The organism is Gordonibacter sp. RACS_AR68, assembly GCF_030418485.1.
Taxonomy (GTDB): domain Bacteria; phylum Actinomycetota; class Coriobacteriia; order Coriobacteriales; family Eggerthellaceae; genus Gordonibacter; species Gordonibacter urolithinfaciens.
Genome location: NZ_JAIPUP010000006.1, coordinates 46,988 through 61,320, shown reverse-complemented (window position 1 = coordinate 61,320; position 14,333 = coordinate 46,988). Strand labels below are relative to the sequence as shown.

At 68.6% G+C, this 14,333-nt stretch carries 12 protein-coding genes; 2 read left to right on the top strand and 10 right to left on the bottom strand.

The window, feature by feature from the left end; translation table 11 throughout:
* Positions 1 to 102 precede the first annotated feature (102 nt).
* Together tsaD and tsaE are read right to left on the bottom strand one after the other, a co-directional pair.
* A complete protein-coding gene (gene tsaD, locus K9U15_RS12150) occupies positions 103 to 2,616 on the bottom strand; it encodes a tRNA (adenosine(37)-N6)-threonylcarbamoyltransferase complex transferase subunit TsaD (protein WP_301156298.1) in 2,514 nt (837 codons plus the stop codon).
* Positions 2,613 to 3,128, bottom strand: coding sequence for a tRNA (adenosine(37)-N6)-threonylcarbamoyltransferase complex ATPase subunit type 1 TsaE (gene tsaE / locus K9U15_RS12145; RefSeq protein ID WP_154270116.1), 516 nt, complete (start codon positions 3,126 to 3,128; stop codon positions 2,613 to 2,615). The genes tsaD and tsaE overlap by 4 nt, the downstream gene beginning before the upstream one ends.
* Positions 3,129 to 3,470: 342 nt before the next feature.
* Here tsaE and K9U15_RS12140 point away from each other — a divergent pair, with 342 nt between their 5' ends.
* Complete coding sequence (locus K9U15_RS12140) at positions 3,471 to 4,547, top strand: Xaa-Pro peptidase family protein (RefSeq protein WP_301156223.1); 1,077 nt, start codon at positions 3,471 to 3,473, stop codon at positions 4,545 to 4,547.
* 109 nt (positions 4,548 to 4,656) lie between these two features.
* Here the strand turns inward: K9U15_RS12140 and K9U15_RS12135 are convergent, their stop codons facing one another.
* The 6 genes from K9U15_RS12135 to K9U15_RS12110 are packed head-to-tail and all read right to left on the bottom strand — an operon-like array spanning position 4,657 to position 10,298.
* Positions 4,657 to 5,181: a 4Fe-4S dicluster domain-containing protein gene (locus K9U15_RS12135; RefSeq protein WP_096227771.1), complete on the bottom strand. Its 525-nt coding sequence runs from the start codon at positions 5,179 to 5,181 to the stop codon at positions 4,657 to 4,659.
* A complete protein-coding gene (locus K9U15_RS12130) occupies positions 5,181 to 5,804 on the bottom strand; it encodes a 4Fe-4S dicluster domain-containing protein (protein ID WP_096227770.1) in 624 nt (207 codons plus the stop codon). Before K9U15_RS12130 ends, K9U15_RS12135 begins: the two co-directional genes overlap by 1 nt.
* Entirely contained in the window at positions 5,801 to 8,128 is a 2,328-nt protein-coding gene (fdhF, locus tag K9U15_RS12125; protein ID WP_301156219.1) for a formate dehydrogenase subunit alpha, read from the bottom strand. The genes K9U15_RS12130 and fdhF overlap by 4 nt, the downstream gene beginning before the upstream one ends.
* 4 nt (positions 8,129 to 8,132) lie before the next feature.
* Complete coding sequence (locus K9U15_RS12120) at positions 8,133 to 8,792, bottom strand: 4Fe-4S dicluster domain-containing protein (protein WP_224767814.1); 660 nt, start codon at positions 8,790 to 8,792, stop codon at positions 8,133 to 8,135.
* Positions 8,789 to 9,658 (bottom strand): bifunctional 5,10-methylenetetrahydrofolate dehydrogenase/5,10-methenyltetrahydrofolate cyclohydrolase, encoded by an 870-nt coding sequence (locus K9U15_RS12115; protein ID WP_301156217.1) that lies wholly within the window; start codon positions 9,656 to 9,658, stop codon positions 8,789 to 8,791. Before K9U15_RS12115 ends, K9U15_RS12120 begins: the two co-directional genes overlap by 4 nt.
* A 25-nt stretch (positions 9,659 to 9,683) precedes the next feature.
* Positions 9,684 to 10,298 (bottom strand): cyclodeaminase/cyclohydrolase family protein, encoded by a 615-nt coding sequence (locus tag K9U15_RS12110; RefSeq protein WP_096227767.1) that lies wholly within the window; start codon positions 10,296 to 10,298, stop codon positions 9,684 to 9,686.
* 355 nt (positions 10,299 to 10,653) lie between these two features.
* Between K9U15_RS12110 and K9U15_RS12105 the strand changes: the two genes are divergently transcribed.
* Entirely contained in the window at positions 10,654 to 11,937 is a 1,284-nt protein-coding gene (locus K9U15_RS12105) for an ATP-binding protein (protein ID WP_301156215.1), read from the top strand.
* Between the two features lie 109 nt (positions 11,938 to 12,046).
* On the opposite strand, the gene K9U15_RS12100 is transcribed toward K9U15_RS12105, so the two are convergent.
* Together K9U15_RS12100 and K9U15_RS12095 are read right to left on the bottom strand one after the other, a co-directional pair.
* A complete protein-coding gene (locus K9U15_RS12100) occupies positions 12,047 to 13,735 on the bottom strand; it encodes a formate--tetrahydrofolate ligase (protein WP_301156213.1) in 1,689 nt (562 codons plus the stop codon).
* A 266-nt stretch (positions 13,736 to 14,001) separates the two neighbouring features.
* The gene (locus tag K9U15_RS12095; protein WP_301156212.1) at positions 14,002 to 14,247 is read right to left on the bottom strand and encodes a hypothetical protein; all 246 of its coding nucleotides are present in this window, start codon (positions 14,245 to 14,247) and stop codon (positions 14,002 to 14,004) included.
* Positions 14,248 to 14,333 lie beyond the last annotated feature (86 nt).

Genomic DNA, 14,333 nt, shown 5'->3' with positions numbered 1-14,333 from the left:
GTCCGGGGCGTTTTGGACAGGAGGGTGCTTGGTCGAGCACAACGCCATGCGATTTATCGATGACGCGAGTATATCATAAAACGAACCTATGTTCTATACTAATTAGTAGGGATCGTCCAGATTCGCATGGGCTTGGGCGTCGGCGTCCAGGGGGTAGAACTTCCCGGCGCGGAAGCGATCGAGGGCCACAAGGGCTATCATGCCGGCGTTGTCGCCGCAGGCGCTCAAGGGCGGCAGGGTCAGGCGCACATGCAGACGCTCGCAAAGCGCCTTGTAGGCGTCGCGCAGCACCGGGTTCGCCGCCACGCCGCCGCCGAGGCAGAACGTGCGCGCGCCCGTTTGCCGCAGCGCCATCTCCGCCTTCTTCACCTGCACGTCCACCACCGCCTGCTGGAAGCTGGCGGCAACGTCGGGCACGTGGGGCTCGCGGCCGGCGGCGCGCTCGTTGTTGATGTAGGTGACGACCGCCGTTTTGAGGCCCGAGAGCGAGAAGCGCAGGTCGCCGGAATGCATCATGGCACGAGGGAAGGCGATGGCATCCGGGTTGCCGAGCGCCGCCTGCCTCGAGATGACGGGGCCGCCGGGATACCCCAAGCCGAGTGCCTTCGCCACCTTGTCGAACGCCTCTCCCACCGCGTCGTCGATGGTGGCGCCGAGCGTTTCGTAGTCGCCCCAGCCCCGCATGTGCACGAGCATGGTGTTGCCGCCTGACACAAGCGACACCACGGCGGGCGGCTCGAAGTCCGGCGCGCCGATCTTGTTCGCGTATAAGTGGCCTTCGAGGTGGTTGACGCCGATGAACGGCTTGCCGGCACCCCAGGCCGCGCCCTTCGCGAAGGCGACGCCCACCACGAGCGCGCCCATGAGGCCGGGCGCGTAGGTGACGGCCACGGCGTCGAGGTCGGTCCATGTCAGGTGTGCGAGCCCCAGATGGTCGGCCGCCACGTCGAGGCACTCGTCGCACACGCCGCAGATGGCCTCGATGTGCTTGCGGCTGGCTATCTCGGGCACCACGCCGCCGAAGCGCGCGTGGAAGTCCACCTGCGAGGCCACGATGTCGGCCACGAGGTTGCCGTCGCCGTCCACGATGGCGGCGGCCGTCTCGTCGCAGGATGACTCGATAGCCAGGATAAGCGGGCGCGCAACAGCGGGGCAGGCAGATTCCGTGCGGGGCACCTCCTTGCGAGAGGCCTCGGCGCGGGCGGCGTCGACCTGCAGCTGCATGCCCGCCACGTCGTGCGGGGCCAGGGGCAGCGGGCCCTCCAAGATGAGGGCGTCCTCGCCGTCCGAGTAGTAGCGCGGACGCGTGCCCAGCGCATGGAAGCCGAGCGCCCCGTAGAACGCCTGCGCGCCGGCGTTGCCCGCGCGCACCTCGAGCGAGCACGTTGCCGCGCCCAGGTCGCGCGCGTCGGCCACCACGCGGGCCAGCAGCTCGCGCGCGATGCCGCGGCGGCGCTGCGCCGGGTCGACGCCCACCTTGAGGATCTGCACCTGCCCGTCCACGACCCACCCGCCCGCATAGCCGAGCAGCTGCTCGCCATCGTAAGCCGCCCACCAGATGCGGTCGGGGCGCGGGAGCTCGTCGGCAACCAGGTGCTCGTTCCAGGCGTCGGAACCCATGACCTGCGCCTCCAACGCGGCGACAGCGGCGGCATGCGCGGCATCAAGCGGCTTGTACACGATGCCGTCGGCGGCTGGGCGGGCGTTCAGGATGGCGGTGTCGTGCATGCTCGCCCGCTGGTCGCGGCGCGGGGCCACGTCCTGCACGCCGGCGGCGAGGTTCTTCGGATCGTTCTTCGCCAAGCGGATGCGCTCGTTCTCCTCCGCATCGGACAGGCGCGTGTACACGGGGAGCGCAAAGGCAGGGTTGTGCCGGGCGGCGTCGAAGGGATCGGCCTCGCCCGCGCGCCAGGCGGCTTGCAGCGCCCGCAGCAGGCCGCGGCCCGTGGGAGCCCACAGCTCCGACGGCAGGGCCTCGCCCGCCGGTGCGAACAGGTCGGCGTACTTCGCCAGCGCGTCGCCGGTGACGGCCGCGTGGGGCGTTTCAGTCGCATGCGCGACCAGCTCGGCAGCCGCAGCCTCGGCCTTCACCACACGGTCGGCCCCAAGGCGGCAGGCGTCCTCGTCCGTCAGCTGGTAGCGGACGGGATACACCTCCTTGCGCATGGCGTCGGCCACCACGGCCAGCGGGCCGCGCACGCCCGCCGCCTGCGCGTTCCACGCCACGGCATCGAGCGACGACACGCCCACGAGCCCCACGCCCAGCGCCGACGCGACGCCCTTGGCCGTGGCCATGGCAATGCGCACGCCGGTGAACGACCCCGGCCCGCGGCCGACGACGATGCATGCCAGCTCTCCGCGCGCCACGCCCTGCTCGGCCAGCAGCGCGTCGATGCGCGGAAGCAGCTGGGTGTTCGAGGCGCGATGCGCCGACGCCTCGGCGGAAGCGACGACCTCCACCTCGAGGCTTTCCGCGTGCAGCACGCCCAAGCCGATGGCGATGACCTCGTTGGCCGTGTCGAACGCAAGCGCGTAGCGTGGCCGTGCGCCTGCTGGGGCACCGTGCGCCGCGCCGGCCTCCGCCGCACGCGCAGCCGGGAACTCTCGATCGCTCACCCGCAGCACCCCGCTGCCTTCATCAGGCGCGATTTCGAGTCCTTCGCCCATACGAACAGCAGCTGCCGCGCACGGTCGCCGAACGACTGCGCGCGCACGTCGCGGTTTCCGTCAGCGTCGACGGTGACCGCTATCTCCAGGTAGCCGTACGGCAGGGCCGAGGGGAACTTCTCGCCCCATTCGACGAACGAGGCGCCGTCGCCGTCGATCGTCTCGAAATAGCCGATGTCCTCCAGCTCGTCGGGATCTTCCAGCCTATACAGGTCGAAGTGGTACAGCGGGAGCCGGCCTCCCGGATACTGCAGCAGGATGTTGAACGTGGGGCTGGTCACCTGGTCGCGCACGCCAAGTGCAGCGGCGACCCCCTGCACGAACTGGGTCTTGCCCGCACCCAGGTCGCCCGAGAGCACGATGACGTCGCCCGCGTGCAGATAGGGCGCAAGCGTGGAGGCCAGCTGCTTCGTCGCCTCCGTGGAGGTGGTCTTGCGTATGTAGGTCAGTCCGTTAGCCATGGTGCGTATGATACGCCAACACGACCGCCCAGGCCACGACGGCGGCGGGGAATCGGGAATCTTCCATGGTGCGGCATTGGCACGCGCGGCGCAGGCGAAGGCGAGCGAAGAGGACGTACGGCGCGGCCGCCAACACACGGGAGGGCGAAGGCCATGTGCCCGCCGGCGTACGGAACGCGAGACGCCTGCGGCCGCTGGCGCGCGGGCTGCCGCCGAACGGGCGCCGCGGCAGAATTCTCATCGCGACGCATCGCTTTTGCCCTATCATCGCCTTGAACGCAAAACACCCGCCCCCCGCCCGCACGGCGGCGGCACGGCGCGACACGAAGGAGGCAACCAGCCATGTACGAAGCGCGTATCGAAACCGTCATGCAGAACCTTGCCCGGCGCGGGCTCTCGCAGATGCTCGTCTGCGACCCGCGGTCCATCCAGTACCTGACCGGCGCATACCTTGAGCCGGGCGAGCGCTTTCTGGGCCTGGTTCTGGCCGAAGGCGGCGCGCCGACGCTCGTCTATAACGAGATGTTCGCCGTGCCGAGCGACCTCTCCTGCGCCACGCTCACGTTCAACGACACGGAGGACCCCCTTGCGCTGGCCGCCGGGCTGCTCGGCCCGTCCCGCCCGCTGGGCTGCGACAAGAACCTTGCGGCGCGCTTCCTCATCCCGCTCATGGAGCGCGGGGCGGCAAGCGCCTTCGTGCTGGCCTCCGACGTGGTGGACGACGCGCGCGCCCACAAGAGCGCCGAGGAGCGCGACCTCATGCGCGACGCCTCGCACACGAACGACGCCGCCATGGCGCGCTTCAAGAAGCTGGTGCGCGAAGGCGCGACCGAGGCCGAAGTGGCCGGGCAGCTGGAGGGCATCTACCGCGAGCTGGGCGCGCAGGGCCACTCGTTCGCGCCCATCGTCAGCTTCGGCGCAAACGCCGCCGATCCGCATCACGAGCCCGACGGCACGCCCTTGACCGCCGGCGATGTGGTGTTGTTCGACGTGGGCTGCCGTCAGGGCGAGTACTGCGCCGACATGACGCGCACGTTCTTCTTCGGCGAGCCCACCGACAAGCAGCGCGAGGTGTACGAGACGGTGCGGCGGGCCAACGAGGCCGCCCAGCGCGTTGTCGCCCCCGGCGTGCGCTTCTGCGACATCGACCGCGCCGCCCGCGAAGTCATCGAGGAGGCGGGCTACGGCCCCTTCTTCACTCATCGCCTGGGACATCAGATCGGCCTGGACGTGCATGAGCCGGGCGACGTTTCGTCGGTTCACGAGGCCCCGGTGGAGGTGGGCATGTGCTTTTCCATCGAACCCGGCATATACCTGCCCGGCGAGTTCGGCGTGCGCATCGAGGACCTGGTCATCGTAACCGAGGACGGCTGCGAGGTGCTCAACAGCTACCCCCACGAGCTGGAGGTACTGGGGTAACAGGCCCACGTGTTAGCGCGGGAGACCCGGCGCGCCTATTCGCCCCCCGTCGTTCGACCGGCGGCTCGCAGCTGCCTCGCCGGTCGAACGACACATCAAGAAGCTCGACCTACAGGCGCCGCTTCATCCCCGCGCGGCGGGCGGCGGCTTTGGCGTCATGCGTGCGCTTGCAGTCGGGGCAGGTGGCCATGAGCGCGCGGGCGCGGGCGGCGTCGGCGTGCTCCTCCTGCTCTAGCAGAGCGTTCGCGAACGCTATCTCCTTGTTCGTGGCGTAGTAGCGCCCGCACGATTCGCACTCCGCCAGCGTGAACAGGCAGCGCTTGGGCAGCTCGGGCTCGTCGGCGAAGTCGGCCCCCTCGATGACGTCCATGGCCCCGGTGGGACACGCAGGCACGCAGCGGCCGCACTGCGTGCAGTCGAACAGGTCGAGCGTCCACACCAGCAGGCCCTCGTCCTCGTCGATGAAGATGCGGATGGCGTTCGCGTCGCAGGCCGCCGCGCAGGCGGCGCATGCGATGCAGGCGGAGAAGTCGTGGCGCGGCTTGCCCTCCACCACGCTCGAGGCGCGCCGAACCCCCGTCGCGCGGTCGCGGCTCGAGATGGGGTTCGACGTGCGGGGCTTCACGTTCGCCATCAGCGATCGACCTCCTCGAGCAGATCGAACATTCCCGCGAACGCATCGTCGGGAAGCCCGCCGCGCAGGGCTGCTTCAGCCCGCTCGACGGCCTCGATGCGGCGGTTCTTCCCCAGCGCCTCGAGCATCTCCTCGTCTACGAGCGCGAGCGCCTTCGTGGGGCAGGCCTCCACGCAGCGCGGCCCGTCGGGCGACTTCGCGCACAGGTCGCACACCACCACGCTCGTGTACGCGCCCGTCTCCTTCTGGCGCAGCAGCCCCGCCGAGCGCGCCGACGACGCGCGGCTGTACGGCGCGGCCTTCACGTGCGCGGTGGAGGGAGCCGAGGGGTAGACGGCCCCGAACGGGCACGCGAGCGCGCACAGCAGGCAGCCCGTGCAGCGGCCCTCGTCAACTTGCAGGCGGTCGCGCTCCTGGTAGATGGCCCCTTCCGGGCACACCGCCAGGCAGGGCGCGCCCTCGCACTGGTGGCACGTCACCGCGGCCGACACCTCGCGGGTCTTCACGAGCGAGAGGCGCGACGCCGGGCGCAGCGCGCGCTTGCGGTGCGCCTCGCTGCACGTCACGCGGCACGCGCCGCAGCCGATGCAGCGCGCGGGGTCGGACACGACGAAGCGGTTCATACGAGCGTCTCCTCCTCGCCGTTCGCGTAGAGCGCCCGGCCCGCCACCTCGGCCTCGTGGGGGGCGAAGGCGGCGGCGGGGGTTGGAGCTTCGTCGGAAGGCTCGGACGCAGCCGCGGCGGGCTCGGCGGCCGCCTCCGGCTCCGGCTCCGGAGGGTTCTGGCGGTCGGCCTCGGCGGCCAGCTCGGCTTTGAGGGAGGCGTAGCGCTCCACCAGGTGATCCTCCGCCCAGCGTTGGTCGGCGATCGCCTCCACCTCGCAGGCGCTGTACTTGTCCTCGGGCGTGCCCGACTCGCCGTCCACCGCGTGCAGCGTAAGCTCGTTGCACTTGCCGATCCACCACTGGTAGGTCATGTACACCGCGCCCTCGTTCACGCGCTCGTCCACCGCGGCGCGCGCGAGCACCTTGCCGCGGCGCGAGCGCACCCACACCAGCTGCTCCTCCTCGATGCCGCGCGCGTCGGCGTCGGCCGGACTCATGCTCACGTAGCCGGGCTCGTCGGCCAGCGCGGCCAGCGCCTTGCAGTTGCCGGTCATCGAGCGGCACGAGTAGTGCCCCACCTCGCGCACCGTGCACAGCACGAGCGGCCAGGCGTCGTCGGGCTTCTCGGTGGGAGGACGCCAGTGCGCCGCCACCAGGCGCCCCTTGCCGTTTGGCGTGGTGAACGCGCCGCCGGCGTAGAGCTCCGGCGTGCCGTGGTTGTCGGGGTCGTCGGCCGCCTCGGCGCGGATGGGCCACTGCGCGTATCCCGTGCCCGCCATCTTCTCGTAGGTGGCCCCGGCGAACTGCGGGCAGAGGCTGCGCACCTCGTCCCAGATCTCGCGCGTGCTCTCATAGCGCATCGGATAACCCATGCGGGTGGAGAGGTCGGCGAAGATCTCCCAGTCGTGGCGGCACTCGCCCTTCGGCGGCAGCGCGGCCGTCGTCAGCTGGAACGAGCGGTCCGACGCGGTGTACACGGCGTCGTGCTCGGCCCACGACGTGGCGGGCAGCACCACGTCGGCCAGCGCCGTGGTCTGCGTCATGAAGATGTCCTGGCTGATGAGGAGGTCGAGGTTCTCCAGCGTGCGCCGCATCTGCGCCGTGTCGGGCTCGGTTTGCAGCGGGTCCTCGCCGAAGTTGTAGAACGCGCGGATCTTCCCCTCCTCCACCGCGTGCGGCAGGTCGGTGAGCTTCCAGCCGGGCTTGAGCGACAGGCGCTCCTCGGGAACACCCCAGGCGGCGGCGAACTTCGCGCGCGCGGCGGGGTCGTCCACGCGCTGGTAGCCGGGGTAGAGGCTCGGCCACATGCCCATGTCGCACGAGCCCTGCACGTTGTTCTGCCCGCGCACGGGCGCGAGGCCGCTTCGGGGCTTGCCGATGTGGCCCGTGATGAGCGCGAGCGCGGCGATGGCGCGCACCGTCTGCACGCCCTGCGCGTGCTGGGTCACGCCCATGCCCCAGCCCACGATGGCCGTCTCGGTCGTTGCGTAGCGGCGCGCGGCCTGGCGGATGAGCTCGGCAGGAAGGCCGCACACGCCCTCCACGTCCTCCGGCGCGTAGTCCTGCACGATCTCCCACCAGTCGTCGAAGCCCTCGGTGTGCTCGTCGATGAAGTCGAAGTCGGCCAGCTCCTCGTCGACGATGGTGTACGCGAGCGCGTTCACGAAGGCGAGGTTCGAGCCGTTCGCGAGCGGCAGGTAGAGGTCGGCGATGCGGGCGCTCTCGATGACGCGCGGGTCGCACACGATGAGCTCGGCGCCGCGCTCCTTCGCCTTCACGATGCGGCGCGCCACGATGGGATGGCTGGCCGCCGGGTTGTAGCCGATGAGCAGGATGCAGTCCGTCTCCTCGAGCGTGGGGATGCTCACGCTCATCGCGCCCGAGCCCACGCACTCCATGAGGCCGATGACGCTGGCCGCGTGGCAGGTGCGTGCGCAGTTGTCGATGTTGTTGGTGCCGAGGCACGCGCGCGTGAACTTCTGCATGACGAAGTTGGCCTCGTCGCCGGCCCCGCGAGACGACCCCGTGAGCATGACGGCCTCGGGACCGCTCTCCTCGATGATGGCACGCAGGCGGCTGGCCGTGAAATCGAGCGCCTCGTCCCAGGTCACGCGCTCGAGCGGCGCGCCTTTCCGCCGGCGGATCATCGGGTGGTAGATGCGCGGCGTGAGGATGCGCGTGTCGTTGACGAAGTCGTAGCCGTAGAGGCCCTTGAGGCACAGCTCGCCCTCGTTCGTGATGCCGTCCAGTCCCTCCGCGTCGATGACCCGGCCGTTCTCCACCGCCAGATTCATCTTGCAACCCGCGCCGCAGTACGGGCACACCGCCATATGCTTCTCCATGAGGCTACTCCCCCTCGTCCAGGCTCGCGTTGAGCTTCATGCTGGCGAACGACGCCGTGGCGCGGGCCGCCGCCTTGCGCTTGCTTTGGCGCGCGCGCTCCATGAAGTCGGCGTCTATCAGGCGCAGCGCGTCGGTCGGGCACGCCTTCGCGCACGCCGGACCGCCCGCGCATCCCGTGCACAGGTCGCACTTCACCACCGTCGAGCGCGTGCGCTTGCGCTTCTTCGCCCGGGCCCGCGCCCGCGCGCCCTTGGCGGACTTGTCGTCCTTGGCCGCCGCGTCGGCCGCGGCCGCCTCCTCGGGCGTGGGCTCCGGCTCGGGCGGCAGCTTCTCGGTCACGATCTCCACGGCGCCGTAAGGGCAGGCCAGCACGCAGTTGCGGCAGCCGATGCACTTCTCGGGGTGCACGCCCACATGCTCGTCGTCGCTGAACAGGCAGCCCGTGGGGCACGCGTCCACGCACGGCGCCTCGGCGCAGTGATGGCAGCCCACGGGCGCCGATATGGTGCGCGTCGTGACCAGCGTGAGGCGCGGCACCGCCACGTCGCCGGGGGCGTCATGGCGCATGAGGCAGGCCGCCATACACGTCTTGCAGCCGATGCAGACCGAAGGGTCGGCGATGATGAACTTCCTGCCGGCAGGCGTCGCTGCGCGCAAGCTCACCGCCCTCCTTCGCGCGCGGCGAGCGCGGCCTCGGCGGCGGCCACGGTGTGGGCCATCGTGACGCTGGTGGTCACCGTGCCCAGGCCGCGCGGCACGGGCGTGAGGGCGTCCACCACCGGCTCTGCCGCGTCGAAGTCCACGTCGCCGCAGAGGTTGCCGTCGGCGTCGAAGTTGATGCCCACGTCGAGCACCGTCTGCCCGGGGCGGAAGAACTCCGCGCCGAACATGCGGGCACGGCCGGTGGCGCAGATCACGACGTCGGAGGCGCACACGACCTCGGCAAGGTTCTCGGTCCTGCTATGGCAGAGCGTCACCGTGGCGTTGCGGCGCAGCAGCATCATGGACACGGGCTTGCCCACCACCAGGCTGCGGCCCGCCACCGCCACGCGCTTGCCTTCGAGCGGCACTCCGTAATGGTCGAGCAGCTCGAGGCACGCGGCGGCCGTCGAGGGCGGAAAGCCCGTGGCGCCGTCGGTGAACACCGAGGCCAGCGAGGCGAGCGTGATGCCGTCGACATCCTTCTCGGGGGACAGCAGCTCGCAGGCGCGCGCCTCGTCGATGTGCACGGGCAGCGGGCGGAACAGCAGGCAGCCGTGGATGGAGGCGTCGGCGTTCACCTCGGCGAGCGCGGCTTCGAGGACCTCCTGCGGGGCGTCCTCGGGCAGGACGAACGAACGCACGGCGATGCCGAGCGACTCGGCGCGCTTCTGGGCGGTGCGCTCGTAGGACAGGTCGTCGGGGCGCTCGCCCATGCGCACGATGGCGAGCGCGGGCACGATGCCGGCGAGCCCGAGCGCCTCGATGCGCGGCGCGAGCTCCTGCGCCAAGCGGTCGACAACGGGCTTTCCGGTGAGGAGGGTTGCCATGGGAGTGATTCGCTCCTTCGAGGGTTTACGAGACGGACGTTTTCACGAAGTCGAACAGCTCGTCGCAGCGCTCACGCGTGCGCGCGGCCAGCGACTCGGCCTCGCCGCGGTAGCGCGCGGCCTGGGCAGCGTCGTCCATGGAGGCGGCGTTGATGAAGATGTTGAGGCTGGCCCCGTCGGAGGCGGCCCGGGCGAACGCGGCGGCCACGCCCGCGTCGGAGCGCGCCATCTTGGAGCCGTGATGGGCCAGGTAGTCGGCCTCGTCCACCACGTCGGCCACGGCGCGCATGATGGCGAGGGGGACGTCGCTCGCGCCGACGAGCGCCTGCTGGAGCGCCGCGTTCTTGGCGGCCTGCTCATCCGGCGTGGCCTTCGGCAGGCGGTAGGCGGCGGCCAGGGGCTCGAACGCGCGGGCGTCCTCGTCCACGAGCTCCACCAGGCGGGCGCGCAGCGCGTCGAGGCGCGCAAGCGAGGCGCGCACCTCGTCCTCCACGTCGGCGTAGGTCTTCTTCCCCACCGTGAGGTTGCCCACCATGGAGGCGAGCGCCGCCGCGAGCGCGCCCGCGTAGGCCGAGGCCCCGCCGCCGCCCGGCGTGGGCGCCGCGCTGGCCAGCTCGTCGATGAATGAGGTGTCGTACATGGCGCCTCCCTTTGCGCGAGCGTCAAGTGTGATCGGGATGGCCGGCCGCTGCGAACACGCCGCACGTCCGGCATTCCGTATGATAGCCCACCGCCCGCAATAACCCCATACGCCCCGCGAAACATGCACGAACCCTCGACGTGCGGCCACAAACTGCCAAGACCAACCCGGCACCCCTGCACGAACCCTTCACGTAGAGTTAGCTGTCGGGCCGTCTGGTGTTGCTACGGAAGCCTTCGGCAAAGCTTTTTGCGGCTTCCTTTTATCAAATTGCAAACTGCTGGTTGTAATTATTGCAAAGTGTATGTTAATATCGTTGTTAAGTGTAGGTTAAACTCATTGCAAGGAGCGGGTTATGGCAACATATCTACCGCGCGTCGTCGATAGCGAGCTGGTCGAAAGGCTCTCCTACGCAGGAGCCGTCGTCATCCGCGGGCCAAAATGGTGCGGGAAAACAGCCACGGCATTGCAGCGTGCTAAGAGCGTCGCTTTCATGCAAGACCCCGACGAGCGGGCCAACAACATGGCGATGGCCGAGGCGAAGCCTTCCTTGCTGCTACGTGGAGAAAAGCCCCGGCTCATCGACGAATGGCAAGAAGCACCCCAACTCTGGGACGCCGTACGCTTCGCTGTGGACCGCAGCGACGAGCCCGGGCAGTTCATGCTCACGGGCTCGGCAACGCCAACGGCCCAACCCCAGCATACGGGCACGGGTCGGTTCTCCTTCCTCGATATGCGCACGATGTCGCTCTTCGAGTCGGGCGAATCCACGGGAGAAGTGAGCCTGGGCGAGTTGTTCGGGCAAGGCGACCATATCCCGAATGACGAAACTCACGTGGAAGGCCACTCGGAGCAGGACGTTGAGAGCCTTTCCTACTTGATTTGCCGCGGCGGTTGGCCTCGCGCGATCACCATCGCTAACGAAAACGCCGCACTTAAGATGTCACGCGATTACCTGTCGGCTATCGCAGAGGAGGATATCTCGCGGGTAGACGGCGTGAGCCGCAATTCCCAATACGCACGCCTCATCATGCAAGCCTACGCTCGCTGCTCGGCAACCCAAGCAGACATGGGCACGGTGCGCGGCAATCTAAAGACGCGCGGCAGCGGGCTGTCGAGGGAAACCGTCGACTCCTACGTCGGAGCGCTCCGACGTCTCTACGTGATCGAGGATGTCTCGGCATGGACGCCTTCTCTGCATGCGAGATCGCGCATTACCACCACGCCCGTTCGCTTCTTCACCGATCCGTCCATTGCAGCCGCGGCCCTTGGAGCGAGCCCCGAGCTTCTGTTGCGCGACATGTCAACCTACGGTCTGCTTTTCGAGAACCTCTGCGTACGCGACCTGCGCGTGTATGCCGAACCCCTCGGCGGAAAGGTCCTGCACTACCGCGACAACACGGGTCTCGAAGCCGATTGCGTCATCGCGCTGGACGACGGCCGTTACGCCCTGCTGGAAGTGAAGATGAGCGCGCGCCTCGTTGACGAAGGCGCGGCAAACCTCAGGAAGCTCGCCGGCAAGATCGACGCAAGCATCATGGGCGCCCCGTCGTTCTGCGCTGTCATCACGCCCGGAGGGTACGCCTACCGACGCGAAGACGGCGTTCTGGTGGTGCCTATCACCTGCCTGCGCCCCTAGCCAACCGGCAGATAAAACTCCGAAGTTGCTCCGCGGGCGCAATGCGGCCTGGCAAAACGGCCCCCGGCGACGCATGCCGCCAGGGGCCCCGATCACGCGTTCGTCAGCCTTAGAACAACCCGCTGATCTTGCCGTTCTCGTCCACGTCGATCTTGAACGCCGCCGGGGCCTTCCCAAGGCCCGGCATCGTCATGATCGAACCCGTGAGCGCCACCACGAAGCCGGCGCCGGCCGACACCTTCACTTGGCGCACGGTCACGGTGAAGCCGCGCGGCGCGCCCAGCTTGGACGCGTCGTCGCTGAAGGAGTACTGCGTCTTGGCCATGCACACGGGCATGGCGCCGAAGCCGAGCGCCTCCAGCTGGGCCAGCTCCTTCTTCGCGGCCGGCTCGAACACGACGCCGTCTGCGTGGTAGATGCGCTTGGCGATGGCCTCGATCTTCTCGGCCAGCGTCAGGTCGTCGCCGTAGGAGAACTCGAACGTCTCGGCGCTGCGGCCCTCGGCGTCGCCCTCGGCGCACAGGCGCACCACTTCGTCGGCCAGCGCCTGGCCGCCCTCGCCGCCCTTGGCCCACACCTCGGACAGCGCCACGTTCACGCCCAGCTCGCGGCACTTGGCCTCCACGAGGTCGAGCTCGGCCTTCGTGTCGGTGGGGAACGCGTTGATGGCCACCATGCACGGCAGGTTGTACACCTGCGTGATGTTCTCCACGTGCTGCAGCAAGTTGGGCAGGCCGGCCTCCAGGGCCTCGAGGTTCTCCTCGTTGAGGTCCGCCTTCGCCACGCCGCCGTGATTCTTCAAGGCGCGCACCGTGGCAACCACGACCACCGCGTCGGGCTTGAGCCCGGCGAGGCGGCACTTGATGTCCAGGAACTTCTCCGCGCCCAGGTCGGCGCCGAAGCCGGCCTCCGTCACGCAGTAGTCGCCCAGCGCCATGGCCATGCGCGTGGCCATGATTGAGTTGCAGCCGTGCGCGATGTTGGCGAAGGGGCCGCCGTGCACGAACGCGGGCGTGCCCTCGAGCGTCTGCACGAGGTTGGGCTTGAGCGCGTCTTTGAGCAGGGCCGTCATGGCGCCTTCCGCGTGCAGGTCGTGCGCCGTGACCGGCTTGTCGTCGTAGGTGTAGCCCACCACGATGCGGCCCAGGCGCTCCTTGAGGTCGGTGATGGACGTGGCCAGGCAGAAGATGGCCATGACCTCGGAGGCCACCGTGATATCGAAACCGTCCTCGCGCGGCACGCCGTGGGCCTTGCCGCCCAGGCCGTCCACGATGTTGCGCAGCTGGCGGTCGTTCATGTCCACCACGCGCTTCCACGTGATCTTGCGCACGTCGATGCCCAGCTCGTTTCCGTTGTGGATGTGCGCGTCAAGCAGGGCCGCCAGCAGGTTGTTGGCCGCGCCGATGGCGTGGAAGTCGCCCGTAAAGTGCAGGTTGATGTCCTCCATGGGGATGACCTGGGCGTACCCGCCGCCGGCCGCACCGCCCTTGATGCCGAACACGGGGCCGAGCGACGGCTCGCGCAGCGCCACGACCACGTTCTTGCCCTGCTTCGCCAGCGCGTCGGCCAGGCCCACCGTCGTGGTGGTCTTGCCCTCGCCGGCCGGCGTGGGGTTGATGGCCGTTACCAGGATGAGCTTGCCCGGCTCGTGCTCCACGTCCTTGAGCAGGTTGTAGTCCACCTTCGCCTTGTTGGTGCCGTACATCTCCAGGTACGTTTCCGGCACGCCCGCCTTCTCGGCGATGGCGCTGATAGGCTGCGGCTTCGTCGCCTGGGCAATCTCGATGTCGCTCAACACGTGGGGCCCTCCCTTTTCCTCGTCGGTGCGCTTTCCTGCATTCTACTGGTTTTTCGGCCCGTGACCACCTTGTTTTCCGCAAGGGCCATCAAATACCAGCAACCGGGGGGAGCTCGGGCCGCTCGTCCCGAGCTCAGAATCGGAAGAGGAGGCGGGTGCCGTTCGCGCTATGCACGCAGAACGGCACCCGCCCATCTTGAACGGAGAGCGAATTTGAGCGCACCACAGCATGTCCCAAAAGGCGCCTGTCCCCTTTTGGGACATTTTCACGCGTTGTCGCTCGGCGGGTCGATCACCAAAGAGCCGACCGGCAGAGGACTATCCTCCGGCACCAAAACAAGCTTGTAGCCAGTTACGCGACCGATTGCCGCCATCGTGTTGCATGTTGAGCTTCCCGTTGTCTGCAACGTTGAATTAACCCAATTCGGCGAATGTCCCAACTCCATCGACACAGCACGCTGGCTCAATCCCGAGCGATCAATCATTTCCCTTATGGCTTCGTTTGCGTTCATAGAGCCTCCTCTTTCCTCGAAATGATATGGGAAAAGAGAAACCCGGCACAAAAACGCCTAGTAATACTTGTGTACACAATAATGAT